The organism is Rhodococcus sp. ENV425 (assembly GCF_002887785.1).
Lineage (GTDB): Bacteria > Actinomycetota > Actinomycetes > Mycobacteriales > Mycobacteriaceae > Rhodococcus > Rhodococcus aetherivorans.
Genome location: NZ_PCZU01000020.1, coordinates 26,642 through 53,536 on the forward strand (window position 1 = coordinate 26,642; position 26,895 = coordinate 53,536).

The 26,895-nt window shown below is 65.1% G+C and carries 16 protein-coding genes and 1 pseudogene; 6 read left to right on the forward strand and 11 right to left on the reverse strand.

The window, feature by feature from the left end:
- Positions 1 to 6: 6 nt before the first annotated feature.
- From CQZ88_RS01030 to CQZ88_RS01040, 3 genes are all read right to left on the reverse strand, one after another.
- Positions 7 to 8,721, reverse strand: a complete 8,715-nt coding sequence (locus CQZ88_RS01030; RefSeq protein ID WP_258008402.1) for a helicase-related protein — start codon at positions 8,719 to 8,721, stop codon at positions 7 to 9.
- Positions 8,722 to 9,002: 281 nt separating this feature from the next.
- The gene (locus CQZ88_RS01035) at positions 9,003 to 9,635 is read right to left on the reverse strand and encodes a hypothetical protein (RefSeq protein ID WP_102799109.1); all 633 of its coding nucleotides are present in this window, start codon (positions 9,633 to 9,635) and stop codon (positions 9,003 to 9,005) included.
- Positions 9,636 to 9,818: 183 nt separating this feature from the next.
- Positions 9,819 to 10,007, reverse strand: coding sequence for a hypothetical protein (locus CQZ88_RS01040; protein WP_180986914.1), 189 nt, complete (start codon positions 10,005 to 10,007; stop codon positions 9,819 to 9,821).
- A 196-nt stretch (positions 10,008 to 10,203) separates the two neighbouring features.
- Here CQZ88_RS01040 and CQZ88_RS01045 point away from each other — a divergent pair, with 196 nt between their 5' ends.
- The 3 genes from CQZ88_RS01045 to CQZ88_RS01055 all read left to right on the forward strand — a co-directional run bounded on the left by CQZ88_RS01045 (position 10,204) and on the right by CQZ88_RS01055 (position 13,698).
- Positions 10,204 to 10,395: a hypothetical protein gene (locus CQZ88_RS01045; protein ID WP_010596690.1), complete on the forward strand. Its 192-nt coding sequence runs from the start codon at positions 10,204 to 10,206 to the stop codon at positions 10,393 to 10,395.
- 36 nt (positions 10,396 to 10,431) lie between these two features.
- Positions 10,432 to 11,055 carry a Fic family protein gene (locus CQZ88_RS01050; RefSeq protein ID WP_102799110.1) on the forward strand — a complete coding sequence of 208 codons (624 nt, stop codon included), beginning with the start codon at positions 10,432 to 10,434 and terminating at the stop codon, positions 11,053 to 11,055.
- Between the two features lie 1,242 nt (positions 11,056 to 12,297).
- Entirely contained in the window at positions 12,298 to 13,698 is a 1,401-nt protein-coding gene (locus CQZ88_RS01055; RefSeq protein ID WP_180986915.1) for a protein kinase, read from the forward strand.
- Positions 13,699 to 13,884: 186 nt separating this feature from the next.
- On the opposite strand, the gene CQZ88_RS01060 is transcribed toward CQZ88_RS01055, so the two are convergent.
- The 6 genes from CQZ88_RS01060 to CQZ88_RS01090 all read right to left on the reverse strand — a co-directional run bounded on the left by CQZ88_RS01060 (position 13,885) and on the right by CQZ88_RS01090 (position 23,368).
- Positions 13,885 to 16,965, reverse strand: coding sequence for a type I restriction endonuclease subunit R (locus tag CQZ88_RS01060; protein WP_258008403.1), 3,081 nt, complete (start codon positions 16,963 to 16,965; stop codon positions 13,885 to 13,887).
- Positions 16,962 to 18,197 carry a restriction endonuclease subunit S gene (locus tag CQZ88_RS01065; RefSeq protein ID WP_102799112.1) on the reverse strand — a complete coding sequence of 412 codons (1,236 nt, stop codon included), beginning with the start codon at positions 18,195 to 18,197 and terminating at the stop codon, positions 16,962 to 16,964. Before CQZ88_RS01065 ends, CQZ88_RS01060 begins: the two co-directional genes overlap by 4 nt.
- Positions 18,194 to 20,119, reverse strand: coding sequence for a class I SAM-dependent DNA methyltransferase (locus tag CQZ88_RS01070; RefSeq protein WP_102799123.1), 1,926 nt, complete (start codon positions 20,117 to 20,119; stop codon positions 18,194 to 18,196). The genes CQZ88_RS01065 and CQZ88_RS01070 overlap by 4 nt, the downstream gene beginning before the upstream one ends.
- A gap of 255 nt (positions 20,120 to 20,374) precedes the next feature.
- The gene (locus tag CQZ88_RS01075; RefSeq protein WP_308410764.1) at positions 20,375 to 20,596 is read right to left on the reverse strand and encodes an ATP-binding protein; all 222 of its coding nucleotides are present in this window, start codon (positions 20,594 to 20,596) and stop codon (positions 20,375 to 20,377) included.
- Between the two features lie 1,304 nt (positions 20,597 to 21,900).
- The gene (locus tag CQZ88_RS01085; RefSeq protein ID WP_180986917.1) at positions 21,901 to 23,010 is read right to left on the reverse strand and encodes a HigA family addiction module antitoxin; all 1,110 of its coding nucleotides are present in this window, start codon (positions 23,008 to 23,010) and stop codon (positions 21,901 to 21,903) included.
- Positions 23,011 to 23,032: 22 nt separating this feature from the next.
- Positions 23,033 to 23,368 carry a type II toxin-antitoxin system RelE/ParE family toxin gene (locus tag CQZ88_RS01090; protein WP_102799115.1) on the reverse strand — a complete coding sequence of 112 codons (336 nt, stop codon included), beginning with the start codon at positions 23,366 to 23,368 and terminating at the stop codon, positions 23,033 to 23,035.
- 156 nt (positions 23,369 to 23,524) lie between these two features.
- Here CQZ88_RS01090 and CQZ88_RS01095 point away from each other — a divergent pair, with 156 nt between their 5' ends.
- Genes CQZ88_RS01095 through CQZ88_RS01105 form a run of 3 tightly spaced genes read left to right on the forward strand, consistent with a single transcriptional unit; the run spans position 23,525 to position 25,524 of the window.
- Positions 23,525 to 23,824 carry a multiubiquitin domain-containing protein gene (locus CQZ88_RS01095; protein WP_102799116.1) on the forward strand — a complete coding sequence of 100 codons (300 nt, stop codon included), beginning with the start codon at positions 23,525 to 23,527 and terminating at the stop codon, positions 23,822 to 23,824.
- Between the two features lie 3 nt (positions 23,825 to 23,827).
- Positions 23,828 to 24,202 carry a hypothetical protein gene (locus CQZ88_RS01100; protein ID WP_102799117.1) on the forward strand — a complete coding sequence of 125 codons (375 nt, stop codon included), beginning with the start codon at positions 23,828 to 23,830 and terminating at the stop codon, positions 24,200 to 24,202.
- Positions 24,184 to 25,524, forward strand: a complete 1,341-nt coding sequence (locus CQZ88_RS01105) for a ThiF family adenylyltransferase (protein WP_102799118.1) — start codon at positions 24,184 to 24,186, stop codon at positions 25,522 to 25,524. Before CQZ88_RS01100 ends, CQZ88_RS01105 begins: the two co-directional genes overlap by 19 nt.
- 150 nt (positions 25,525 to 25,674) lie before the next feature.
- On the opposite strand, the gene CQZ88_RS01110 is transcribed toward CQZ88_RS01105, so the two are convergent.
- Together CQZ88_RS01110 and CQZ88_RS30150 are read right to left on the reverse strand one after the other, a co-directional pair.
- Positions 25,675 to 26,694, reverse strand: coding sequence for a hypothetical protein (locus CQZ88_RS01110; RefSeq protein WP_102799119.1), 1,020 nt, complete (start codon positions 26,692 to 26,694; stop codon positions 25,675 to 25,677).
- Positions 26,695 to 26,696: 2 nt separating this feature from the next.
- Positions 26,697 to 26,895, reverse strand: a pseudogene (locus tag CQZ88_RS30150) (integrase); the annotation flags it as partial.

Consider the following 26,895-nt stretch of genomic DNA (forward strand, 5'->3'; position numbering starts at 1 on the left):
ACGCGGTCAGACGGCGCGGCCGTCTTCCTCGTACCCGCCTCCGTATTCGGCTTCGTACTGCTGCATCGGGTCGATGTGCTGCTGCTGTTGCGGCCGCGTGCCGTGGGGATTGAACTTGTGCAGTGGGCGAACGTCGCCTGCGGCACGCAATCCGTGTGCGAGCGTGTCATCGAGCTCGAAGGTGCCGGTGGCGGCGCTGACCGTCTCGGTCGGCTCCACGATCGCGTCGGCGGGTTCGACCACCGCGGCGGTCGGTTCCACCGTCGTGGGGGACGCGGCGTTGTCGAGGCGTTCGCGGCGCTCGAGGCCGGCCTGGTGGATCGCCTCGCGGGGGATCTGCCGGTCGGCGGCGAACTGTTCGACCACGCGGGTGCCGAGGCTGAATGCCTCGCTTCGGGTGTTGACGGCTTCCCGGTCGAGCGCGCCGTCCCCGTCCCAGGCTTCGAGCTGCCATTGCCGGTCGTCCCAGTACACTCGGGCACCGGGCCGGCCGGTGCCGGCGTCGAAGCCGTACTGCCAGCTCGCTTCGGTCTCGTCGAGGGCCACCCACGGGTCGGCCTTGCGGCTGGCTTCGCGCTGCTCGGCGCCGTCGAGCCATTCCTGCCGGGCGGCGGCCATGCGGGCCGGGACCGAGGCGATGAGGTCGGCCTTGCTCATGCCGCGGTGTTCGGCCCACGCATCGGTGGGGTTCAGGTCGAGGGTCCACTGCGGGTACTGCCCGTCGGCGGCCCGACGCTCTCGGTCGTCGCGGGCTCGGCGTAGGGCGTCGGGGGAGTTCTCGCGGGCGTTGACCTCGAGCCGTAGCTCTTCGGCCCGCAGTTTCGCGGCCTCGAGTTCGGCCGTGGCGGTGAAGGCGAGTTCCGGTTCGGCCTCGGCGTCGGCGAGCCGGCCCCGGTTGTGTTCGATCCGCGCTTCGATGATCGGCACCTGCCGGGTGGCCTTCTCGGCGAGATTGCGGAGGGTGGTCAGCATCCCCTGCGCCCCACTGGCTTTCTCGACCGCGTTGAGGAACCGATCGCGGTCGTACCAGGCGATCTCCTCGCCGACACAGACGTAGAACTGGCCCAGGACCTGGGTGTAGCCGAGTTCGAGGGGCACGCCGCCTATGGCCCCGAAGACCACCTCGTCGTTGCTGCGGGTCACCTCCTCCTCGAGCCGGATCAACGATCCTCGCAGCGCGTCGGCCAGATCGGCGGTCTCCGAGTCGGGGATCGCGGCGTGGGGGAAGTGCCACATCTTCGTGGCGCGGTCGTCGATGCTGTTCCAGGCGGCGAGCTTGTCGACCATCGCCCGGACGTCGGGCAGCCGGGTCTCGTCGGTGGAAATGGACTTGCTCAAGGCCCGGATCGCGGCGCTGCGGGCGGCATTGGCGTTCAGGACGGCGTCGCGGCGAGCTTCGAGTTCGGCGACCTTCTGGTCGGCCTCGACCTGCGCGACGAAGACCGGATCGCCGGTGGCGGCGGCCTTGCTCTGCGCCCACGAGACCGTCAGGTCGCCGCCGAGGTCTTCCATCGTGGGCGGCACGTCGGCCTTGCGGATCATGGCGACGAAGTTCGATTTGCGGGCCACGTACTGGTACATCATCGCGTCGTAGGAGCGGCGGGCGACCATGTTGACCACGCGGACGCTCTGGTGGACGTTGCCCTGGCGGATGATGCGGCCGAGGCGTTGTTCCATGTCGGCGGCGGTCCACGCCGGGTCGAGGTTGATCATCTGCTTGAGCGCCCGCTGGACGTTCAGGCCGGTGCCGCCCTTCTTGGTGGAGGTGAGCAGCACCCGGATCCGCCCGTCCGCACACGCTTCGACCAGCCTCGCTTTGGCTTTGGGGCCCTCGTAGTCGTGCATGAACGCGATTTCTTCGGGTTTCATGCCCCGAGCGATCAGGGCGTCGCGCAGCTCGGTGTAGAGGTTGCGGGCCTTGGGGCCGGCTCCGGCCTTGGGGGTGCCGCGGTCGCAGAACACCAGCTGGAACACCCCGGTCATCTCGGGGCCGTACTTGTCCGCCGGGATGTGCAGGTCGGCGTTCTCGGTGTGGACCTGCCAGATCAGATCGGCGGCGTGCTCGACCCGGCTGTGCTGCGGGTCCGGTGCGCCCAGGTTCGCCAGCGACGGGTACATCGTCAGATTCCGTCCGTCGGTGGCGATCTTGAGGCTGTTGTCCAGGTCCATCCGATCGCCCTGGATCTGGGACATACGCACATCGAGATCGGCCATCGCGTCGATCGAGTCCTGGCCCATGTCGAACTCCACGATCTTCGGTGTCCCGCCCTCGAGGACGGGCAGACGCACCGGGATGCGATCGGAGGTCACCACGTCGCGGAACTGGTCGAGCATCGCCACCAGCTGCGGGACGTTGGCGTATTCGGCCATGCGGGTTTTCATCTGGATGCGGGTGGCGGTGGTGTTCATCTCCGGCACCGACACCGGCTTGGCGAAGGTGCCCGCCCAGTTGTCGATGCGCCCGAGGCCGGCCTGGTGCAGCAGGTCCGGGCGCAGGTACTTGGTCATCACCCAGATTTCCGACAGCGAGTTGGTGATCGGGGTGCCGGTGGCGAAGGCGATCGCTTTGGTCGGGGCGTGCGGCATGCCCTGCTCGGCGCCCCGGGCGCGGGCCTGCTCGCGCAGGTACTTGGCTTTCATCTCCAGGTCGGTGGCGCGCTGGGAGCCGGTCGGCACCGACAGGTCGGCGCTGTTGGACGGGCGGGTGAGGTTCTTGTAGTCGTGGGCCTCGTCGATGAACAAAAAGTCGGCCCCGGACTGTTCGAAGGTCAGCCCGTCGTCGGTGGCCTTGGCGTCGATGAGCTTCTCGATGCGGCCTTCGGCGGCCTTGATCGCGTTCTCGATCTGCTTGACCGTGAACTCCGCGCCTTGACTGTTGGCGGCGTCGAGAGCCTGCCGTAGTTCGGCGAGTTCGCTTTCGAGGTAGTCGATCTGCGCTTCGCGGCGCATGGCGATGCGACTGAACACCGACTGCGGCACGATCACCAGATCCCAGTCCCCGACGGCGCTCTGCCCGACGAAGCGTTGCCGGTCATCGCGCCCGTCGAGTTCGGAGGCGACGAGGATGTTGGCGTTCGGGTAGGCGTCGCGGGCCTCGACCGACCACTGCCCGAGCAGGTGATTGGGCACCACGATCCACGGCTGCCGGATCTGGCCGAGGCGTTTGGCTTCCATGCACGAGGCGGTGATCGTCAGGGTCTTGCCGGCTCCGACCACGTGGTCGAGCAGGATCGTCTCGTCGTGCAGGAACCGCTGCACCGCGGCGGCCTGGTAGTCGTAGGGCGTGTATTTCGGGTTCAGGCCGGGGAAGGTCTTGCTGCGTCCGTCGTGGACCGGTTTGACGAACGAGTTGTAGCGCTCGTTGAAGATGCGGGCCAGGCGCAGATAGCGGTCGCCGTCCTCCCACAGCCACTTCTCGAACCGCTCCTGCAAGGCCGCGGCCGAGGCCTGCGCCTGCTCGGTGAGCTTGACGTGGAACCGCGGCTTGGGGGAGCGGTCGAGCTCGTCGGCGGTCTTGTTGACCTGGATCGGTTTGTTGTTGGCGAGCAGCTCGAACATCTTCACCCCGGGCAGCCGGCCGGTGCCGTACTTGTCGGGATAGCCGCCGGAGAACTCGTGGCGGCTTTTCTGGTCGGTGGAGATCTCCCAGCTGCCGCTGATCGCGTCGTGCTCGACGGTGAGCCGGTCCGGGCGCAGCCCGAACTCCTGGATCAGGAACGCCCGGTAGTCCTCGATCGGCACCCAGGTCGCGCCGATGCGCACCCCGATGTCGGCGGGGTCCACATCCGCCGGCACCACCGATTCCAGGGCCTGCACCAGCGGGGCGTAGCGGGGATCGGTGGCCGCTTTGACCTGGGCGAGGGCGAGTTTGTCGCGGACCTGCCCGGACAGCGCGACGGTGGCGAGTTCCCACTGGTCGTCGGCGTGCAGGGACGGATAGATCCGACCCTGGGCCTGGTCGAGGGCGTCCTCGACAGGCAGGTTCAACAGCTCGGCGACCCGGTGCGGGGCGATGTGTCCGAGCTCGTCGAAGCAGATCGCCAACGCCTCGTCGAGGTCGGCGGCGCCGGTGGCCTTGTCCTTGAACGGGGTGGTGTCCTCGGTGAAGATCGCCGTCTTGGTCGCCACCGCCTCGGTGCCGTCGAAGCGCGACTGGAACTTCTCGATCGCCAGCACCATGCCCAGCCGCGGATCGCGGGCGATCGCGCCCTGCAGATGCGCGGAATACCGCCGCGGCTGCGGCTGCTCGGCCGTCTTCTCGCGCAGCTCCTCGAGCACCTCGTCGGGAATCGACCCGGTGTAGGGGCCGGCCTGCGTCGGGTCGAGACCGTCGGCAATAGCCTCGTCGCGGCCGGTCTTGATCCGCCACTCGGTGATCGCCTTGTCCAGGCGAGCGGCGATCTTCGCCTCCGACAGCGGGGTCGGGTCGGTGAGCTTGAAGCGGTTCAGCGGCCCCCACGTGGCCACATAGCGGTCGTAGAGAACGCCCAGGCGCCCGCGGATCACGTCGCGGTCGGCGACGGTATGCGTGCGGGAGCGGCTGGCCTCGGCCAGCTCCATCACCGTCTCACCCAGGGCGATGAGCACCTTCCACTGCTCGGCGAGGTCTTTGCCGCGGCAGCTGACCTCGGCCCAGCCGCGGCCGAGGGTGAACTGCTCGAAGCGATTCTCGGTCTCGTGGAATCGCATCGTGCCGGGCAGCACCTCGTTGGAGTCGAGACCTGTTCCGGTGCGCAGCCCCGGCGTGGTGAACGCTTCGAACTGCGCCGGGTCGGGGGCCGGGGCGGTGAACCCGAGTCCGCGTTCGAGGGCCTGGTCGATGAGCGGGTCGAGCTGGGTACGCAGTTGCTCGGCCAGGGGCCGGCCGGTGGCAGGCACAACGCGCAGCGACGACCCGGCGTACATGCCGCCCCCGACGGTGAGGGTGCCCAGCACCCGCTGCGGGTACTTCGCGAAGTACGGGTTGATCCAGGTCCGCGTGGTCTCGCCGGTCTTGGCGTCGACTGCTTCGACCTGGACGGCGGGCTGTGCCCAGTCGAGGGTGTCCTCGGTGGGGGTGGCTCCGTCCTCGCGGCGGCGGAAGATGAGCACGTCGGTGACCACGTCGGTGCCGGCCTGCCGGTCGAACGCGCCGGTGGGCAGACGCACCGCACCGATCAGATCACCCTTCGCGGTGATCACGGCGCGCTGTTCGGCGCGTTTGGCGTCCGAGGTGAACATGCTCGTCACCACGGCGACGTAGCCACCGGGCGCGGTCAGGTCGAGGGATTTGGCGATGAAGTGGTTGTGGATCGCCAGACCGCCCGGGTTGTGGATCGGATCGACGGGCGCGAACTTGCCGAACGGGACGTTGCCGATCGCCCCGGTGAAGGTGCCGGCGGGGGCGAAGTTGCGTTCGAAGCCGTGGTTGCGGATCTGCTGCGAGGGATACAGGTAGTGCGCGATCTTCGCGCTGATCGGCTCGATCTCGACGCCGACCATGCGCACCGATGCCGGGGCAGTGCCGACGAAATGACCGGCCCCGCAGCCCGGTTCGAGCACCAGGGCGCCGTCGGGCAGTCCGGCCCGCGCCGCCGCCCGCCACAGTTCGGCGACGATCGCCGGGTCGGTGTAGTGGGCGTTGAGGGTGGTCTGGCGGGCCTGGGCGAAGCCCTTGTCCCCGAGCAGATCGAGCAGGGCGGCGTGCTCGTCGCCCCACTGCGCGAGGATCTTCACGCGGTTGTCGAAGACCTCCGGGATCGCTCCCCAGCCGGACCACTGCGCCAGCACAGCCTGCTCGTCGGCGGTGGCCGGTCGCTGCTGCTCGTCGAGCTGGCGCACCAGACGCAGGGCGGCGATGTTCGCCCGTGCCCGGGCCTTCGCCCCGGACGGGACCAATACTTCGGTGCCGAGGGTGAAGTCCTGCGCATCGACGGTCGGCGGCACTGCGCGCACTGCCGCGGCGGTGGCCCCGGGTCGTGGCTGGTCATCGGCGGGCTGTGCTGCGGCCGCGGCATCTGGGGCCGGTTCGCCGTACCCGGTTTCCGGAACGACCAGCTCGTTGGTGTCCGGGGCCGGGGCGCTCTGCGCCGCCTCGTCGGTCGGGGTGGCGGTGTCCGGCTCGGCGGTCGTCCCCGCGTCCGGTGCTGGGGTCGCGTCGGTGGTCGTGGCAGGTTCAGGGGCCGGGGTCGGCGCGGCGACCGGCCCGATGTGGCCGACCATCAGGGGATCGGTGAGCACCCACGAGGTCGCGGGCGCATCGGCGGCAGGGGCGGCAGGGGCCGGGTCCGATGGCTCGGTGGGAGCCGATTCGACCTCTTCGAAGATCACCGCGTCTGCGTCGTCGATCGCAGGCGCTACGACTCGAGGGGAGTGCGGTTCGGCCTCCTCACTAACCTGCGGTTCTGCCTCGGCCTCTGTCTCGGTGTCGGTGTCGGTGTCGAGCTGGGCTTCGGTCTCGGCGGTGTGGTCCGGGTCGAGCTGCTCGCCGTCGCGTTCGGCGGCGAGCACGGCGCGGGCGTCGGCGATCGCGTCCCGCATCGTCAGCTCGGGCCGGGGCTGGCCATCGACGTAGGTGATGTGCTCGCTGCTGTTCGGTGCCCACCCGGAGCGGATTGTGACGTGTCGGCCGTCGGGGTCACCGAGGACCACATCTCCCGCCCCGGCGAAGGTCAGGTCGGTGGGGGTGAGGCTGTAGAGGTCGTCCCCGGCTGCCCGAATGTCACGCAGGACCTTCGAGTCCACGTCGTTGTCGAGGGTCCAGTCCAGATCGATGCCGTAGCTGTCGAGCAGTGCGGTCTCGGCCGGGAAATCGCTGCGCAGCTGGTCGATGATGCCCTGGCGCACGTCCTTGATGAGCGAGTGGGCGGCCACGAAGGTGCCTGTTTCGTTGTACTTCCACAGCAGGTCCGCACGGGCGGCAGCGTGGTAGAACTCGTTGTTCCGGGCGTAGGCGATCGCCCTGGTCAGCACGGTGGCGCGGGCCTGGGCGTAGGGCCGGTAGGCACGTTCGATCCACTCCGGGATCTCGATGGTGCGTGCGTCGAGCAGCGCACCGATCGCCGCCCGTGCATTGCGGCCGCAGGTGACGGAGGTGCCGCCCCCGTCGAGGGTGTAATCCCAGCCCCGGATCGGGAAGTAGCTGACTTTGCTGTTCGGGCGGTCGTTCAACCGCAAGGCGCAGTATGCGGCCCCGTCACCGAACAGAGCGGCAAGATCGGACGGCTCGGGTGGGGGCAGGTTCGGGATGATGTTCCCGCGCATCTCCGCAACGAGACGCTCGGGGGGAATGCCCGCGGTGGCGGCGACGAGATCGGGGCGTTCCTCGGCCATGACCTCGAACGCGGTCTCGATGCCGATTTCGATGATCGGGGTGCGCGTGTGCATCGGCAGTCCGGCCCACGATCCGAGCAGCGGATCCCGTCGGGCGTGCCTGGTCATCCACGCCGTCCACTCCGCGGCGGTGTCCTGATCCCAGGTCAGCTCGGGGCCGTGGATGCGGTCCCATTCGGCGTAGGCCCGCTCGTACAGCTCGGCCGGCAGCGGGTGATGCTCGAGCAGAACCTTCGCTGCGGCCTGCCGCAGCGGTGATGCCTCGCGGGCGGCTTCGGCGATCAGGCGCTGGGCCTCGGAACGGGCCACGGCCGGCAGGTAGTCCGGGCGCCGGCCCTCGACCGTGGCGATGAGCCTCGGATCCACGGCGACCTCGGCGACCAGAGCGTGGCGTTCCTCGGCGGTGGCCTCGCGGCGTCCCTGCTCGACCCCGGCGAACCACTGGGCGCGGATCTCGTCGCGGGCCTTGCGGCTGCGCACCGCCTCGAGCGCGGCGGCGACCTGCGGATCGGTGTCCGGCTGCGGCAGGGTCAGCGGGTCGGCCGGGTCGTAGGCGGCGCGGCCCCGCGCCCACCACTGCTCGACCTCGACCGTGGCGGCCTGGTCGATGCCGTCCTGCACCGCCTCGACGTGCTCGCTGCGCTGGGCAGGGGTCTCCAGCTCGGCCGGTTCCTGCGCGTCCAAAACGTGCTGGGTGGTGTCGAGGAAGTCCTCCTCGATCGCGCGGTCCTCGCTGGCGCGGGCGTCGACGATCGTGTCGACGGTTTCGGCGGTGACCGGATGCTGCACCGGCTCGCCGGTGCGGGCCTGCCAGTACGCCTCGGCGGCGCGGTGCCCGAGTTCGCCCCAGCGTTTCGGATCGGCCAGGATCGCCCGGCACACCAGGAACATCTCGTCGGTGAGCGAGTCCCGATCGGCCATCAGATCGGCCAGGGCGACCTGGGCCTTGACCTTGAAATGCCCATCCGCCCACGACAGGAACTGCGCGGCGGTGTTGACCTGCGGGTTCGCGGCGGCATCGGCGTCGGCGTCCGGCTCGGCCAGGGTCTCGAGCAACCGGCGCTCGACCTCGGCCAGCGGATCGATCCGCGGCCGCGGCTGCCGAGCCTGCTCGACCTGCGGTTCCTCGCTCCGGGACACCTCGGCAGCGGCCGGGGCCTGCGGTGTCGGCTCGGCCGGTGCCGCGGCCGGGAGGAACATCGGCCCCGCGGGACGGTCGGTGAACTGCGCCAGCGGCAGGTTGCCGGCCAGAATCGCCGCGATCAGATCATGGGCCTGACCTTTGGTGATGCCCTCGTCGAGCACGAACGGCACGTTCGTCTCCGCTGCCAGACGCTCAAGGGTCCGCAGCTGCCGCTCGGTCGCGGGATGCTCACGCCAGGCCGGCTGCGCGGCCGCGACCTCGCGCACCGTCTGCTTGGGAACAGCCTCCGGGTCGATGCCCAGGGCGTGCAGCTCGTTGCGCAGCCGGTTCTCCTGCGCCCGCAGCTCCCGCCACTGCCCACGGAGCCGTTCGAGTTGTTCGGTGAGCGTGGTGACGCGCTGACTGTTGGCCTCGACGCCACGATCGAGGCCACGTTCCTGCGCAGTCTCCAGAGCTTTGTTCGCTGCGCCCAGGCTCTTGGTGAGCTTGCGTCCCAGCAGCTCCAGGTCTACGAATTCGTTGCGGACCTGCGCCCACTGCGCCTGGATCAGAACGGCAGATCCGGGTCCTGCGGCGGGTTGCGCAGCATCTCGTCCTCGATCAGCTCCGCCAACTCGTCCGCCAACCGGTCGCGGGAGGTCATCGGCACCGGCTGGTTGTCCTCGATCCGCTGTGCGATCAGGGCCTGCGCCAACGCCCGGAACCATGCCGGCTTCGCCAGCCATACTCGCTCGACGACCCGCACCGCGGTCGGGTTCGGCCGCACGTTCTGCGTCCGCCAGCGATCCGGGTCCTGCGCTGTCCGGGCCGCTTCCCAGTCCTTCTCGGCTTCCTGCTCGGCCCACTCCTCGAATCGCTCCCAGTCCTCTCGGATCTCGGGTGTCACCTGCGGATACAGCTCGCCTTCCAGCACCATCTCCCGCGCTGCCCGCCACGCTGTTTCCTTGGCGCGTACCGCGTCCTGGTACGTCGCGTCCGGGACCGTCGGGGTCGCCTGCTCGAACTGCTCGGCCGCGTCCTCGGTCATCTGCTGCAGGCGTAGAGCTTCCCGGTCGATCTGCTCCTGCTCGGTCGCCGGGTCGATTCCCAGCCACTCGACCAGGATTCGCCTGGTCTCGGCCGCGATCGTCAGGTCGATTCCCTCGACCTGCGCCCTGAATTCCTCGCTCTGCGGTGCCACTGTGTCCTCCCTGATCCTCGGTTCCGAACGTGTCCTGGTTGGCGTTCTCGTCCGCCACGCGACCTCCTCGACTGCGCCCGACCCTGGGCGGAGCTCCCCCCGATTCCGGGAACGTTTCAAGATCAATTTTACCCGATCACTGCACACGAAATGCATCCTGAACTGCGATTACCCGTCGTTCCACTACCCGATACGCGATGCCCGCGGGGCAGCCGCCGCGACCGCCACCACGACGATCAGCGGAAGAACAAGAAGCCCTCCGACGCCGGCCACCAGCGCCCGAACCGGGCGGCCGTAACGGCGATAGGACCGGTGCGCACAAAAGAGCGCAGCCACGATTCCGAGCACATTGAAGATGAGCGGCACAACCATGAGATCCCCCTACCTCGGTGGACGCGACAGGCACATCCGCCGTCTCGTCGTCCAGCTGTGCCTACACCACGGCGCCGACGGTGCCGCGGGACGCATACGTCCGCAGGCCGGCAGAGCCCGTCTCGATTGCTCGCTGTCGCCACCGGCTGCCATCATGGAGGACAACGGACCGGATCGAGACGGAAGGGAGCACGCCGTGACCACACACGACGTTCGGGCACTGGTCGCTCGGTGGCGTGCGCTGCCCACCGAGGAGAAGGTCTATCGGCGGCGCGCCGCCGTGGTCGATCACGTGATCCACAGCATGGCGATGGAAGGCGAGCCGGTCTCCGACCGGTGGATCGAGCAGGCACGGCACCGCCAGCGCGCCATGCTGGGCTCGCACTGATCGTGCACGCACGGACCCGCGCAGCAGCGGTTGCCGGTGGGTGAGTCGGCGGAGCCGGTCGATACCGGCAGCACCCGCCAGTTCGAGACGCTGTTCGGTACGAAGACCTACCACGAGGTCGCCGATCTGATCGCCGAGCCGCTGCGCCGGCTGCTCGACGAGGTGGCCTCCGGTCACTTCGCCGACGAGGCGATGGACGTGGATCTGCTCCGCGAGTTCCATCGCCGGATCCTGATCGACGTGATGCCCGACATCGCCGGCCGGTGGCGCAGGAAGCCGGTCCGGGTGGGAGGCCACTATCCGCCGGAACACATCCATGTAGACCGGGAGATGCGGGAGCTGTTCCACAGCTTCACCGGCCGGCTCGACTACTGCGCCGGCGACGTCGAGCTTCAACTCGAAGCCCTCGCCTACCTGGAGGCTCAGGCACTGCATGTGCATCCGTTCGAGGATTTCAACGGCCGAGCGGTCCGGGTGATGGTCGCCGAAGCCATGCGGCGGCTGGACTTTCCCGTCCTCGAACTCAGCGTCGAACGCGACACCGCCCAACATGCCCGGTATGTGGCGGCGCTGCGGGAATGGGACCAGCACAGGTCGTTGGCCCTGCTGTGCGAATTCTGGCGGGACGTTCGTTTCGCATCGCTGGACGATCAGGACTGAGGGCCCTGCCTGCGACGCAGCGTGGAGCCGGGGGAGTAGGGGTGCCGCCCGTGAGCTCCGGTCGAAGATGCTGGACACGCACGCACAGGGATCCCGAGGGAATACGAACGCGCCTGTGCTGCGGGTTGGGCCGAGGACCTCGACCACAAGCGGAACAAGCGCCTACCGAGTGCGCAGACCCGAGGCGGTGGTGTCGAACTAGAGGCTCGGCCCATCGCGACGCAAGGTTGCATGCGTAGCGCGCATGCAATGCACGCATGCTTTCGGCAGCATGCGTCGGCCCATTCCGTCGGGGACACCGCCGCCCTCCCTGGTCCGTGGATGATCCAGTTCCGTGAGCGGAAGCGCGGACGGGACGTCGGGGACGGAAGACGAGAAGGGCCGGCCCGTACTGCGCAACCCCCTGCACGGCGCAGTCCGAACCGGCCGCCCTGCAGTGTGGCACGCTCGGTCGAGATCGAACTGAGAAACCCCGCCGGAGAGAGTTTGGGGGGCAACTCCGGCGGGGTTTCGGTCACCGTGCAGGGGGATGACGATGACACGAAAACTCTACCGAACGGACACCGACGCCGTGAGGTTTCCTGCCCGTACCTGCCCACGGCTGGGTAGCACCGGGAGTCGAACCATCACGCCCGCGCGACGCTGCAAGCTCGTGCCGCCGGCCCCCGAGTCCGTGCCCGGGGCCGCGATCAAGGGGGGCCATTTTCGCCCCGCCGATTCGGCGCCCGGTACTGACGTGCGCGGCGGTGTCGATCAGGGCGCTGCGAGGAGAAGTACCGCCGACGAGCTCCGGCCGACCATGATGGATAAGCACGGTTATCCATCATTAACTGGCGGCGTCCGGATCCGCTGCGCAGCAACAGGTAATCAAGCATGAAGTTCTGTCACGGTGACGGAACGTGGAGGTGCAGCCTGGCGAACGACGGCGCATGCGTAGCGCCCGCCTCGGCGTTGCCAGCTGGCAACGCCGGCCCGCGGACCCGACCGGTCCGCGGGATGCGCCCACCGACAACGCCGCCGCCGCGCCGGCACCGACGGGCCCGTGCATGTGCGCTCGCGCACACCTCGTTCCCACGAGACTGCGCGATATCCCACGAAAACCGCTGTGTCACAACATGACACGAAACGCCGATAATCTACCTTATGTCAACCTAATGGCCGTAACGCTACCCGCGCTTGTTTCAAAGCCTTCCGAGGCAGGCTTCCGCCTCGAGTAATGTCGTCCCGCGATACGGTCTCACAGTGGCAAACGAATCTAAATGGAACGCAGGAGACATAATCGGCGAGCGATGGACGCTGGTCGACAGAATAACGCGCTATAAGGAATTTGTTTGGTGGGTGAAGGACAAGAACGGCGACACGGCTGTCGCGAAACTCGCGCCATACGGAATTGGGCCTCAAAGGCGGTTCGCCGATGAAGTCCAGGTCCTCAGGAAGCTTGGCCGCCGGCCTGGCATCCTCCCCCTAATAGCACGGGACAGCGGTCACAGGCCCAAGTGGTTTGTAATGCCCAAGGCAACCCCCCTCGCTGAGCATCTACGAACGGTAAGCGTCAATGAGTTGGTCCAGGCATTCGCCCACCTTGCAGAAACGCTCGGTCAACTTCACGAGAATGCCCCTCGTGTATTTCATCGTGACATTAAGCCCGACAATCTTTTCTGGCACGATGGTTCAGCTGTCTTCGGCGACTTCGGGATCGCAGAATGGGAAGGTCAGACGTTCGAAACCCAGGAACTCGCTAAGATTGGACCGTTCGCCTTCCTTGCACCCGAAGCTTTGAATGTTACAGACAACATGGCATGGTACGCAGCCGACGTGTACTCGTTGACCAAAACGATGTGGTCCCTTGCAGAGTACCAAGCCGCATGTACAAAGGGGCCGGTCGAAAAGATCTTGTACCCACCACAAGGGGAAATGAACGCGACCGGAGACTGGGCATACTCCCTTGCGCCGTACTTCGGCCCAGCAGGTCGCGAACTTGACCGCCTGATACAGGACGCCACCTCCAACGCCCCCAATAGGCGTCCCACCGCAAGGAAGTTTGGGAAAGAACTTGTTGCTTGGCTTCGGATGAATCCAGGGCAAATTCAACCCCGCGCCGACTATCATCGTGGGAAAGAAATTACGAACAAGTGGGAAAACCTCTTCAACAAAGTTGAATTGTATAAGCAGACGAAGGGGGCGTTCATTGAAACCCTCCGATGGGAGATCCGTACGTACTTCCCTAGCATTCGATTCGATGACACAGTCCGTCTCGAATCGCCCCCGGACTGGGAGCCTAAATTTAATGAAATTCTGGATCCGCGCCGTCAAGCGGTTGAAGTTGATTGGGACTACAACGAGGGTCCGGAGCCAGACCCATGGGGAGCGGCCGTCGTGCTGCGATTGCTTCCGGTTCGTGAAAATGTGCGGATCATCATCGGCGCGGTGTTTGACGGAGACCAGCCTTCGATGGACCTGATCGCCGAAATTCAAACTTTTGGCGACAACAAGTCCTGGTCTCTCACGAACTCTTACGAAATATGTAATCTTTCTCCTGGCTGGCCGGCAGCGACCGCAGCCCTGCGGGGAATTCTCAAGAATCTCACATCGAGTCCTGACGTCTCTACCAGCCAAGGTTGGACGGCGACTCGGATCATCTGACCTAATGGGGGCCACCGACCACGTCACGACTGGCGGCAGGGTTCGGTTGAGGTAGCGGCTGACGAGACAACACTCTTCTGGATCTGCGGGTCCGTCCGCGCGATCTCTACATCGATACTCGGCGTGGGAGTCGGAGGCATCGGCGCAGCAGAGGTCCGGGCGACGGCACCGCTCGACGGTTCCCCTTCAGGCAGCGTCCTCGCCATGCACGATCGCAGTGACTTTCGCGAGCAGCTCAACCAGACCCTCGTACAGTTCGGGGTTGCCCATGGCGGCTTCGGTCATGGCGGTTGAGTCGTTGGCCACTGCGACAACCGCGCCGGTCACCTTGTCCTTGAACTTTGGGGACGCTTTCAGCTGTTCGTCGGTGTTCTCGGCTGACATGGCCTGGATCTCGGCGTCATCGGTGAGGACCCCCCACACGGCGCGAGTCCACGCCTCCCCTGAACCGTTAGCGAGGTCAAGACCGCTGGCCGCGAACAGCTTGTTGACCTCTTCGACAGCCTCCCACAACGCGATCTGCTCGCGGGTCTGGCCGGCACCGCCCCGGCTCCCGTCGTAGCTGGGGGCTTTCAGGTCCATGCTGTCCGGCGTGGTAATGGAGTGGTCCTCGTCGATGCCTTGGCCGACGATCGCCAGACCGGTGAGTTCGATGCTGGAGGTGTCGATCGTCTCGATTAGGGCGTCGGTGTGGAGGTTGCGCACCAGTAGCCCGGCGACGATGGCGCGGCGATGCAGCACAGGGTCCTGGTAGTCGACGATCTGGGACAGGAAGTCCCATGCGTGCCGGTACGCCCGGGCGTCCGAACGGAACGCTAACACCTCATCCCTCGACTGCTTGTCAGTCGCGGCTTGAAGAACCTGGTTCCAGCGGTTCACCACCGGAGCCAGTGTGTTCGCGATTACTTCACCGCCCGCCCCATCCAGGTATGCCTGAGAGATGCTGTAGAGCTCGTCGGTGTCGTAGTAGCCGGCAAGATCGAGCTTGTCTGCCAGGTTGAACAGAGCGTTCGGGTCGGTCTCCTGCGAGATGTAGGCATCGGAGTAGTAGGTGGCGAACGCGTTCTGGATGGTGGCGGGGTCGTTGACGAAGTCGACCACGATCGGCAGTGGCTTGTCCGGCGCGATGCGGTTCAACCTCGACAGCGTCTGGACGGCGGCGATGCCGGAGAGCTTCTTGTCGACGTACATGGCGCACAACAGTGGCTCGTCGTAGCCGGTTTGGTACTTGTCGGCCACGATCAGCACCCTGGCCTCGTCGGTATCGCGGAAATAGTGCGGCAGTGCCTTCTCCGAAATCCCGGTCATTGCGGGCTCGGTGTACTCTTGCCCATCGACGGTGATGGTGCCGGAGAACGCCACCAGTGCCTGGATGTCGTGGTAGCCCTTCTCCTTGAGATAGTCGTTCATGGCGTTCGACCAGCGCACCGCCTCCTGACGGGAGCCAGTGACGACCATGGCCTTCGCCCGTCCGCCGAGGGACCCGGCGACGTTGGTGCGGAAGTGTTCGATGACGATTTCGACCTTCTGCGCAATCGCGATGCGATGCAGCCTGACGAACCGGACGATCGAGGAGATGGCCTTGGACTGGTCGACCTTCTGTTCGCTGGTCTCTTCACCGGTCATGTTGTCCCGGACCCGGGCAAACATGTCGTAGGTGGAGTAGCGCTTGAGCACGTCGAGGATGAAGCCTTCCTCGATGGCCTGGGCCATCGTGTAGGTGTCGAATGCCTCCCAACCCCGATCGGTCTTCGTGCCGAACAACCTGAGCGTGCGGTGTTTCGGGGTCGCCGTTAATGCTACGAACGTCATGTTCACTGCGGTTGCGACCGCCGAGTCCTGTGCGAGCAGCAGATCGTCGGTGGTGAACCCCTGCTCTGCATCATCCGGGTCTACCTCCGGGGTGGCAGCGAGGAGTTTGCGCAGGTCGGATGCGGCATCTCCGGTTTGTGAGGAGTGGGCCTCGTCAGCGATGACGCACCAGCGGCGCCGTTTCAATCCTTCGTCGCCATTGATGATCTTCAATGCCTCGGGGAATGACTGCAGCGTCACGGTGATGATGTGATCGCCCTCCGTGAGTGCGTCGCGGAGCTGAGACGACTTGGAGCCGGTCTTGTCGGTGATGCCGACGACGTAGCCGGCGGACGCGCTCAGCAGGTTCACGGCGCGGCGGAGCTGCTCGTCGAGGATGCGCCGGTCGGAGATGACGATGACGGAATCGAACACCTTCTCCCCGGCGTGGTCGTGGAGGCGACCGAGTCGGTGGGCTAGCCAGGCGATGGTCTTGGTCTTGCCGGAGCCCGCGGAGTGCCAGATCAGGTACCGGCCCCCGGCGGAGTTTTGTGTGACGTGGGCGGTGACCTTCTCCACGGCCCGCAGCTGGTGGTAACGGGGGAAGACGAGCGTGCCGTTGCTTTCGCGCATGGCGAAGCTGTTCAGCACCCTGATCAGTGATGCCGGGGTGAGGACTTTGCGCCATAGGTAGTCGGTGGGGGATCCGGTGTCGGAGGGAGCGTTGCCGGCGTGCCCATTGTTGCCCTTATCAAACGGGATGAACCGCGTCTCCGGGCCTTTGAGAGCGGTGGTCATGAGCACATGTCGGTTCGACACCACGAAGTGGACCAGGCAGCGGCCAGGTTGCAGCAGCGGGGTGATCTTCGTCGGCATCCGGTCCTTGCGGTATTGCTCTACCGCGTTCGCTGCTTGCTGGGTGTGGTCGGTCTTCAGCTCCATCGTGATGACCGGAAGGCCGTTGACCAGCAGCACCAGGTCAATGGTCGAGTTCTTGCCGGGGTCGAATCGGACCTGTCGCAGCACCCGGAGCCGGTTCTTCTGGGACCACTCGACGGATCCTGTGAGGAGCGGATTCTCGGGCGGGAACTCGACTAGGGATCCGAACTTCGCCGCCGGCCGGCCCGAAGCAACATAGTCGAAGCCGGTGCGCACCACTCCCAGTAACCCGCCCCGCTCCTTGAAAGTGTTCGGATCGACCACGGGTTTCGTGGCAAGGATGGCGGCGAGTCGCTTGAGGAGCTGCTGTTCAGCCTGCTGCCTACCTACACCGGTCAGTGCCTCGGGGACGGCATTGTTGTACTGCTTCGGGTATCGCTCGGCGAGCCACCACAGCACGTCGGTCTTGTGCAAAGCCAAAGCAGGATCCCACTCCGGATCAACCGCCGTGCCGCCGGAATACAGCCAGCCAGAAGCCGACAAGGATTCACAAATGTTGGCCTCGAACTCCGCCTCCATGATCTGTGCCTTGCTCACGCCGAGACCTCCATGGCTCCGGTGACGAATTCGTTGATCAGGGTGGAGCGGCGCTCCGCGAGGAGGGCCTTGAGACGGTTCGCGTCGGCGATCATGTCGTCAATACGCGCAGTGTGCTGGTCCAGCTCGGCCGCGATGCGGTGTTGCTCGCCCATGGGAGGGAGAGGGAGTCTCAACCGAGAAAAACGGACGTAGTTGATGGATTGGCCGTCCCGGAGCTGGTCGGTCAGATTTACCAGCTGCTCGATGAAAAAATCGGTCTTCAAGAGGTACCGGAAATAGCCGTTTTCGATCTCTACTGCGGGAACCAACACCGTGTAAGCATTGCTGACCTTCCCTGAAACCCGGGACAGCTCGATCCCGCCCTGAAAGCTTCGCAAGTGAATGATGAAGTCGCCGGGACGAACGGCTTTCATGTTGTCGGCACCTGTGAGGTTGAGGACCACCCGATTTCCAGTGATCTCCATGTACTCAGATTGCGGAAGTACGCCGTATGTCTGAGAGGGGGTGAGATGCTGATCGTCTGGTCCGGACTTCTCTCCACGTTCACGGAATATCGCCCATGCCGGGACCCGACCCCAATCGGCGGGCAGGTTACTCAGCCAATCCGAGGCGTCCGCCGCGAGCTCACCACCAAGCACCGCGGTCCGGAGGACCGCCCTGCGACGTTCGCGCAGGGCTTCGATGAGCCGGTCGAGTTCGACGTCCATCGCGTCAATCTCCGCCGTCTCTCGGTCCAGGAAGTCCGCAATACGGCATTGGTCTGTGAGGGGAGGGAAAGGCAGGATCAACCGAGAGAACCGCGCATAGTTGATCGACTGACCATCTCTCAACTGGCCGGTCAGGTTCACGAGCTGCTCGATGAAGATTCCCGATTTTAGGAGATGGCGGTAGTAACCATGATTCAGCGGCGAGGCAGACGGCGTGAGCACCGTGTAGGCAGTGCTGACCTTGCCGCTAATCTCGGACAGTTCGATCCCACCCTGAAAGCTTCTCAGGTGGATGATGAAGTCACCCGGCCGAACAGCCTTCATATTGTCTGCACCGGCCAGGTTCAACACGACCCTATTTCCCGTGATCTCCATGTACTCCCTTTGCGGGAGTACGCCGTACTGCTGGGAAGGGGTCAGGTGCTCATCAGCAGGCTTAGCCTTCTCCCCCCGCTCGGCGAAAACAGTCCACGCAGGGCGCCTCTGCCAAGTCGATGGCAGATTCTCCAACCAATCACTCATTCGCCATGCACCGCCTTGAACTTCTCGCCTAGCGACCGCATCACCGCAAACACATCGGCGTCGATTTCGTCCAAGCTCCGCAGAGCTGTTGGCTTGTAGAACAGGCGCGTGAAGGGGATCTCGTAGCCAATCTTCGCCGCCCCCTCGTCCCAGGCCACGTCGGGAGCGAAGGGCAGCACGTCGCGTTTCATGTGCTCGGTGACGTCCTCTGACAATGGGATGCGTTCGGTGACCTTGGAGCCGTCGACCAGGACGGGCTTTCCTCTGCGGTCCATGGCGGTCGGCGCGTTCTCGTCGTCGACGGCCAACGCGTTCATGATCGCGTCGATCAGTCCGGTCGTGACCCGGGTGCCGTGCTGCTTGGCGATGGTTTTGATCGTGTTGGGGAGGTCGTTCCAGGGGCCTTCGAGGTTGCGGACGACGAACTCGTGGGCTGGAGTGGCGTCCTTATGGGTCAGAATTTGTTCGACGGCTTGGTCGGTGATGTGTATGGCGAGCTGCCGGCGGCGATAGACAGGCACGTCGCGGTAACCGAGGTCGTCGGCTGTGACGATCTTGGAGATCTCGGAGTTCTCGAACGCGCGATAGGCGTCGAGGACCACATCTCGATCCTCCGGAGTCATTTCGCGGCGCTTGTCACCCATGCCCTTGATCATGGGGTGCCAGGAACTGGTGCCGTCGATGAGCTGGATCTTGCCCTTCCGGTGGGGTTCCTTGTTGGTGTCCAGGATCCACACGTAGGTGGCGATCCCGGTGCCGTAGAACATGTTGGTGGGAAGCGCGATGATCGCATCAACCAGGTCTGATGTGAGGAGCCAGGCGCGGATGTTGTCCGGACCGGACCCCGGGCCGCCGGTAAACAGCGGGGAGCCGTTGGAAACGACCGCGGCGCGGCCTCCGGCGCCACCAGGGCCGGCGGGGCGGAGCTTGGAGGCGCAGTGAGCGAGGAACAGCATCTGCCCGTCGGAGACGGGCGGGACGCCGTGGTTGAACCGGGAGCCGGGCATCTTCGCCTGCTCCTCTACCGCCCTGCGATCAACGGACCAGTCGCTGCCGAACGGCGGATTAGACAGGATGTAATCGAAGGTCTGGTCACCGTAGAGGTCCTGGAGCAAGGTGTTGCCGAGCCGGACGGCGTCCGGGCGGCCGCCCTGGATCAGGAGGTCGGCCTTGCCAATAGCGTAGGCCGACGGCATGAGTTCCTGACCGTAGAGACCGACGTCGATGTTCGGGTTGAGTTCCCTCAAGGCTCGTGCGGCCACGAGCAGCATCCCTCCTGTTCCTGCCGTGGGGTCGTAGATGGAGCGGGTCGGGTAGGAGCCGGTGAGGCCGTCGTCGTCGGAATTGAACAGCACATCGACCATCAGCCGGATCGCGTCACGTGGGGTGTAGAATGCGCCCGCGCCCTTGCCCTTAGTGTTGAATGCCCGGTACATGACATCTTCGAAGATGTCGCCCATCGCGGTGTCGGTGAGCCGATCAGGGTGCATGTCGAGAGTGGAAAAGTGCTTGACCACACCCCACAGCCGACCGGACTCGGCGAGAGTCTCCGCCCGGTCGATGATCTTGAAATGGGTCCAGATGTCACGGATCGAATCCGAGAACGAGTCGACGTACACCTTCAATGACTCAAGGACCTTGTCGTCCGTCGCGGCGATGACACCTAAGTCGAGTTTCGAGGTGTTGTAGAAGTGGAGTCCGAACTTGTGCTGGATGGTCATATCCAGCATCGGCCCTGACAGCTTGGTGTCCGCGAGGAACTCCAGCACGGCCGGTTTAGTGTCGGCGAGGATGCACTCGAGACGGCGCAGCACGGTGAAGGGGATGATGTAGTCGCCGTAGTCCTCCGGTTCGACCACACTTCGCAGGTAGCGGTCTGCTGTATTCCAGATCGCATTCTGGATCAGTCGTGCGGTCTGCACCGCGGCTGGTCCCACATCTTCTCCCTTGTTGGTGGCGGCTGCGCTGATCGTTGCAGGAGGCACTGGCAGACACCCGGACAGTTCGCAATCGATCATGCCTGCGGTTCAAAATGTGAATCGCCCCGGGTCTGTCGGAGGCTCTCGAACCTGTTTGTCAAGGGATAGGAGGGCGTCCTTGCAGGCGGACAGGTGACCTCCCTGCCTCCGACAGCTGATCCCCTGTCCGCGGTCAGGGTGATCTCCCTCAAGGTCAGGTCAACGCACCACTCCGCGTCCGGCGGTGACCTCGCTCAACCGCAGCGAGGGGCCTTCGGTGATCACGGCACGGGCGTGGTGCAGCAGTCGGTTGACCGCGGCGGTGGCGAGGGTCCTGGGCATGAGGATGTCGAACCCGGAGGGGCAGGTCACCGCCACGCTGCGCCGTTCGTAGGTGACATCGACGAGGCGGTAGAACGCCTCGGGGGCGGCCTGCCGGATGGCAGCATGCCGATGTCGTCGACGATGGTCAGCTCAGCGCGGATGATTCAACCACCCGGAGTGTTGCAACGTTGACTAGAACCCACCCCCAGTCTCACCGTCGACGGTGTCCCGGGAGATCCGTGCGCATACCGTCACGGACTCGGTCGGCGGCACTACGACGCCGAGGTCGGCCACTACCCGGCGTTAACTGTCCGGACAGGGTTCCGGCACCGCAAGCTGGACGACTCGCAGCTTCGCGGCCAGGTCGTGGACCTGCTGAACCTGAAGTACTCGCCCGAGCAGGTGTCGGCGGAGCCGATGATCCTGTTCCCGGACCAGCCGAAGATGCAGATGTCGCACGAGTCGATCTACCAGGCGTTGTAAGAAGACGGCACGGGAGCCGTTGTGGCACGAGCTGGCAGTGTCCAAGCCGCTGCGCACCGGCCTTATGGCACGGACGTCACGGTTGGAGTTGCCGGCCCGCACCAAGCGGCCGTGGCTGGAGGGGTCGCGGGTGACGGACCGGCCGGCGGAGGTCAAGGACTGCACGGCGCCGGCGCATTGGAAGGCTTATGTCATTGTCGGACCGGATAATTCCGCGATCGTGACGCTTGTCGAACGGTAAATACGTGCTGGTCGGTGGTCTGCCAGGACGCCGGGTGAGCACGGCACTTCTGGAGACGCTGCAACGGATGATCGCAGATCTGCCGTTGGAGTTAGTCCGCACGATCACCTGGGATCACGGTCAGGAGATGGCGTTCCACTTCACATTCACCGAGTCCACTGGGTGTCGAGCGTTCTTTGCAATCCGCGTTCACCAGGGAAGCGGGGCAGCAACGAGAACATGAACGTATCCAGGATTTCTATCCAGGGGAATGAGCTTCAACGCGGTCACCGACGATGACCTCGTTGGAGTTCAGTGTTTCTCGATCTCCGCCCCCGGAAGGTGCTGGGGGTGGAGACAGCCCTGTGCGATACTCGACGAACTGACCGCAGGTGTTGCGCTGGCCGCCTGAATCCGTCCCTCTGATGCAGCGAAATGCTCCGCTCAGGTAGAGCGGCATGAGGTCTTCACCTGCGTTACCGTACTTTGGGCAAGCGGTTCCAAGTCATGATGTCTGCTCTGGTGCCCAATTGGCGCGAGCCGGGGCGGGATGCCGGAATGCGACGAAATACGCAACGTCGCCGTCGTCGCAGGGTGCGCAGGAAGGCCGAGGTCAAGCGCAGACTCCCGCCTAGGGGACATACTGCGCCTTCAGGCACGCAACTTCGCGGCGACATCGCAGCAGGTAGACAGCGTTCTTCTGCCTACAAAGTACCCGCTATTCGTGGACGATCTCATACTTTCGAAAGAGGCCCGCTGCTACCCCGAAAGTCCACTCCTGTCTGTCCCGTTGGATGCGTCCAGCCACGATGCCCGCGGCGACACCGATCCGATCGGCTAGAGCGACAGCATCTGACGATGTCTGGATAGCTTCTAGATCAATGTCGTACTGTGCTGGAATCAAGAGCCTTGCTGCAAAGTCATTCGCCTCTCGCTCGATTTCTGGAGTGCCAGTGCTGCCTTTCTCGAATTCAACGAATGTCTCTTTCTTGCTGTGCAACACGAGGTGGGCGACTTCATGGAAAAACGCGAACCAAAATTTGTCGTTTCGCTTGCCACGATTGCTGAGTTGGATCAGAGCCTTGCTGGGCGAGAGGAACCGCGACACGCCGCTAGCCCGCGCGCCTGGCACCTCCCTTACAAGCACGACGCATACACCGACAGAGGCGCAGATTGACCGCAACTCCGGAAGGAACTCACGAGGATCCTTCACGGTGAGACGTCGAAGTGATGGCAGAGCTGCCTTGAGGCCCGCTCGATCAAAGGGCTCGCATTCGACTTCCGCTGCCGCGAGCTCGCCTATCCGCAACCATGCCGCAACCGCCCCGGCGTCGGCTGTGAAAGCTGAGGACTGCAGGAAGGCGGCTGCCGGCTCCTTCCAGTAGCTGTCCCACGTCTGGATATTGGCCACGCCAAAGAACTTCAACGCCTCCTGGAGTTGCACGCCCGGCCTGCGCTTGTCCGCGGTGACATACCCGAGCTTGCGGAGGGCTACGAGCGGCATTTGCTCCAGCCATTGCCTGTGGGATTCGAGCACCTCGACCTCGTTGGCTCGGATCTGGTGGTCCTGATAGCGCGTCTCTAGCGCATTCCAAATCTGGGCGTCCACTCCGGTGGCACGCTCAAATGCAACAGCGGTGTCAGGGCTGATCGCGGCATTGCCCTGCACGATTTGGTTGATGTGCTTAAGCGTGAGTCCGGTACGAGCTGCCAGTTTGCTCTGGCTCATCTCCAAAGCTTCGAGAGTCTCTCGTAGGGTCTCACCTGGTACGGGGACACTCGTCGGTTGATAAGGATGCCACTTGCGCTGACGGGTGCTGGCTGCCATGACCATGCCCTCCTTTCGGTTACTAGTGCGTGTCGGTGACCTCAACGACCCAGAGCCGAGTGACGTGGCAACGGTCGATTCCTCCGTCGAGGAGTCTGGGGACGGGTTCGTCAGCCACTTCGACGATCAGACGGTAGGGGCCGTCAAGATCGAGTGAGAACTGTTCGCAGCGGTCTGCGGTGAGCTGGTGGCAACGAGCCTGGGGAAGGCTGCACAGTTGTTGGAGGTTCTGTGCCGCGTCGATCTGCGCAAGTCGCAACTCGATCTTGCGCGCCCTTTCGGGCCCGTACTTGCGCCGCAGACGGGCCGTGTCATTGAACAACGCCGCCTGGCTCTGACGGTCGAAGCCGATCTCCACACCCCTGCCTCACATCGCAACTCTATACCAACATGGTATATACTCAAAACGTTGAACCAGTTAGGTGCAGAAAATCACACCTAAAAGTACGGTGATGGCGCGGCCGATTGGAGCCGAGACGCGCCATCACCAAGCCACGACAAGGAGGCTTCGGCCATGACTGTAACCGACCAGGAACACGGGGAACCGGGCGACGCGCACGGGGCCGCCAGCCGCCCAGACGGCGTAAAGGAGATCACCATCCAGGTGAACTCCTCGGATGTGAGGATCGCCAAGGGCGACCACACCGGTCACGAGATCAAGGCGGCAGCGATCGCCCAGGGCGTCACCATCGAGCTCGGGTTCGTCCTGTCCGTCCAACACGGCAACCATTATGAGACGATCGGCGACGACGACGTGGTCAAGGTCCACCCGAACATGGACTTCATCGCGGTTGCCCCGGACGACAACTCGTAGACTATGAGCGCCCTTGAGATGGCCGTTGCCGCGATTCGGGAGCACTTCGACGGTCACGCCGTTGAAGTGCTCCCGGACGGGTCCGGCGGCGTGCACGTAATCGTGGACAACGTCTTTGTCGGTGACCAGTACTCACCGTCGACGTCCTGGCTGGGTTTTCAGATCAATTCCGCATACCCCAGAAGTGACGTCTATCCCCACTATCTGGCCCGCGTCTCCCGGGTTGATGGTGCCCCCCACGGCCCCGCGGTGCAGCCTGTGAGCTGGCAAGGGCGGGATGCCCTGCAATTGTCCCGCCGTTCGAACCGATGGAATCCGCATCTCGACACGGCGGCCCTGAAGGCGCAGAAGGTGCTTACATGGTTCGCCGACCAGTAAATCCGCCTGCGCAGGGATGGAGTCTCACTTTCCGTCCCCGGGACTGGACGGTCCTTGCCGACCACCTTTTTACCGATGGTGACGAGCATGGCGCCGTTGTCCTGGCGCGGGTCGCCGCCGGCCCCCGTGGTCCGCGCCTTCTTGCCGAGCACGTCCTTCTTGCCACCGACGGCGTCGACTACGTCGCAGGTGAGTACGGATACAGAGCGCTAGCCGCGCCCTTCGTGCGCGACGCGGCCCTGCATGCACGCCGGCTTGGGCTCGCTTACCTGGCGTTCCACAATCACCGCGGGACCACTCAAGTCGAGTTTTCTGGGGTGGACCTGGCCAGCCACCGCCGAGGCTACCCGGCGCTTCGTCAGATCACCGGCCAGCCTGTCGGCGGAGTCGTATGCACGCCGTATGCCGCGGCAGGTGACCTCTGGCTCTCCGATGGAACTCGGACATCTTTGGCGGAGGTCGTCGTCCCGAGCGGGAACTTCATGCGGTTGCGTCCCAAGCCGGCCCCAACCAGCGTCAGTGACGCGCAGTACGACCGTCAGGCGCGGCTGTTCGGAGACGCGGGGCAAGAGTGTTTCCGCAAGATGCGAATTGCGGTCATCGGCCAGGGCGGCGTCGGCAGCCTTCTCACAGAAATGCTGGCTCGGCTGGGAGTTGGCAGCCTGGTCTTGGTCGAACCCGAGCTCATTGAGGAATCTAACGTCCCACGCCTAGTGGGAGCCGACGTATCCGACATAGGAACTGCGAAGGTTGAGCTGGGCGTACGCAACGCCCGACGCGCCAACCCGAACATCTATGCGTTGCCGCTCAGGTCTCGCATCGAAAGCCCCGTGGCATGGGCCGCAGTCGCCCAGTGCGACTGGATATTTCTCGCCGCCGACAGCCACGCAGCTCGGCATGTGGTCACAACCTTGGTTGAGGAGTACTTGATCCCTGGGACTCAACTAGGTGTCAAGATTCCTGTGGCTGGCGATGGTGCCATCGGTCGGGTGCATGTCGCAACGCGACTGCTCATCCCCGGAGAAGGGTGCATGTGGTGCAACAATCTCATCGATTCAACCGAGTTGGCCATCGACATGCATCCGGAGCTCGAGCGCGATGCTGCCCGATATGTGGAAGGCGTCCCGGCCGCCAGTGTGATCTCTTTAAACGCCATGACAGCCAGTCAAGCGGTCACTGACTTCATGCTCACCATAACTCAGCTACACGAGGAGGAAGCCGACCATCTCGACGTTTATGTGTTTCCCCGAAACCGCGTGACGAACCTCATCAAGCATCGCCGGGATCCGGGTTGCGACCTGTGTGGCGATAAGGTGATGTGAGAGTAGGCATGAGAATTGGCCAGGACCGCCGGTCGAACACCTGTCCGGTGACGGCCAAATCGAAGTTGCGCTAGTACAGGAACAGCCGAACTGTGCCGCAGCCACCTCCACCCCACGGTCCCTGGCCGGAATCAGCAGAAGAGCGGCCGATCACAGCCCGTCCAGCACGGTGAGCAGCTCCTCGAGCAGCGCGTCGGCGCGGGCTTCGATCTCGCCGACGACATCGGTGAGACCGTTGAGGCTAGCGCGGGCGTGGCGGCGGGCTGCAATACCCCGTTCGTAGTAGTGCGGATCGAGCTCTATCTCAGTGTCGAGCGAGAGGTGCGAAGCGTCGTCCCGCTCCCCCGGCTTGCGCAGGGGCAGGGGGGTGCGGGCCGGGACTCGGCCGGCCAGGTGGTCGCGGACCAGCGCAGCGACGGACTGGGCCGTCATCGGTTGCGGTATCAGAGGCAGGTGTCCCCAGCGGTCGATCGGGGACAACAGGGGTTGCCGGGCCTGCCGGTCGGTGAGCACGCCCTGCTCCACCTCGACCGGGTCGGTCAGGTGCTGCGCGAGCAGGTCGGTGTTCGGATACGCGTCCAGGAATGCCTGGACCTCGGCCCACCTGCGGTACACCCCCACCGCCGCGCTCGCGCCGGTGCCGGGCTCCGGTGCCAGACGGAACCGTTCCCCGCCGTCGGTGGTGGCGACGAGGGTGCCGGCGTCGACGGTGACATCGCCGCGGCGCAGCCGGGACAGCTGCGCGAACGGCATCCCGGTCGCGGCGAGGACGAGCAGGAGCGCGTCGCGGCGGCCGAACAGCCCGCTCGGCCAGCCGATGGCCGGCAGCTCCGCTGCCTTTCGCAGCAGGAGCGGGGCGAGCCGATCGAGCCGGGCGGCGCGGACGGCATCCAGCCGGCACCGGACGGACTCGCTGCGGCCGGGCGCCGGGTGGCCGTGGCGGGCATGGACGGTGTTGATCGCCGACACCCGCCGCCGCAAGGTCGCGGGCGCCGCCGGGTGCTCGCGGAGGAACAGCGCCAGCGCGTCGGGGGTGGCGGGGATGGGCCGGTGGTCGGTGGCGGTGCACCAGTCGGCGAACAGCGCCCAGTCGTGCCGGTACCGCGCCGGGACCCGCAGACCAGGTCCTGTTTCGCCGGATTCGTTGCGTCGCTCTGTAACTGCACCCATCCCTACAAGCCCAGGTTGGTGACGGCGTTCCCGAGGAGGGGTGCGTGTTCGCGGGCATAGGTTTCGAGCATGGCGGGGGTGGTGTGTCCGGTCTGGCGCATGATCGCGTGCGCGGAGGCGCCGTTCCGGAAGGCCTGGGTGACGAACCCGGCTCGCAGCGAGTGCCCACCCAGCTGCTGGACGATCTCGGGGTCGTAGCCG

Coding starts and splice junctions, on each gene's coding strand:
- CQZ88_RS01040 (WP_180986914.1), bottom strand. CDS start 10,007: ATGGTTGTGCCGCTCATCTTCAATGTGCTCGGAATCGTGGCTGCGCTC.
- CQZ88_RS01065 (WP_102799112.1), bottom strand. CDS start 18,197: ATGAGTGATTGGTTGGAGAATCTGCCATCGACTTGGCAGAGGCGCCCT.
- CQZ88_RS01085 (WP_180986917.1), bottom strand. CDS start 23,010: ATGGCAGCCAGCACCCGTCAGCGCAAGTGGCATCCTTATCAACCGACG.
- CQZ88_RS01095 (WP_102799116.1), top strand. CDS start 23,525: ATGACTGTAACCGACCAGGAACACGGGGAACCGGGCGACGCGCACGGG.
- CQZ88_RS01100 (WP_102799117.1), top strand. CDS start 23,828: ATGAGCGCCCTTGAGATGGCCGTTGCCGCGATTCGGGAGCACTTCGAC.
- CQZ88_RS01105 (WP_102799118.1), top strand. CDS start 24,184: ATGGTTCGCCGACCAGTAAATCCGCCTGCGCAGGGATGGAGTCTCACT.
- CQZ88_RS01110 (WP_102799119.1), bottom strand. CDS start 26,694: ATGGGTGCAGTTACAGAGCGACGCAACGAATCCGGCGAAACAGGACCT.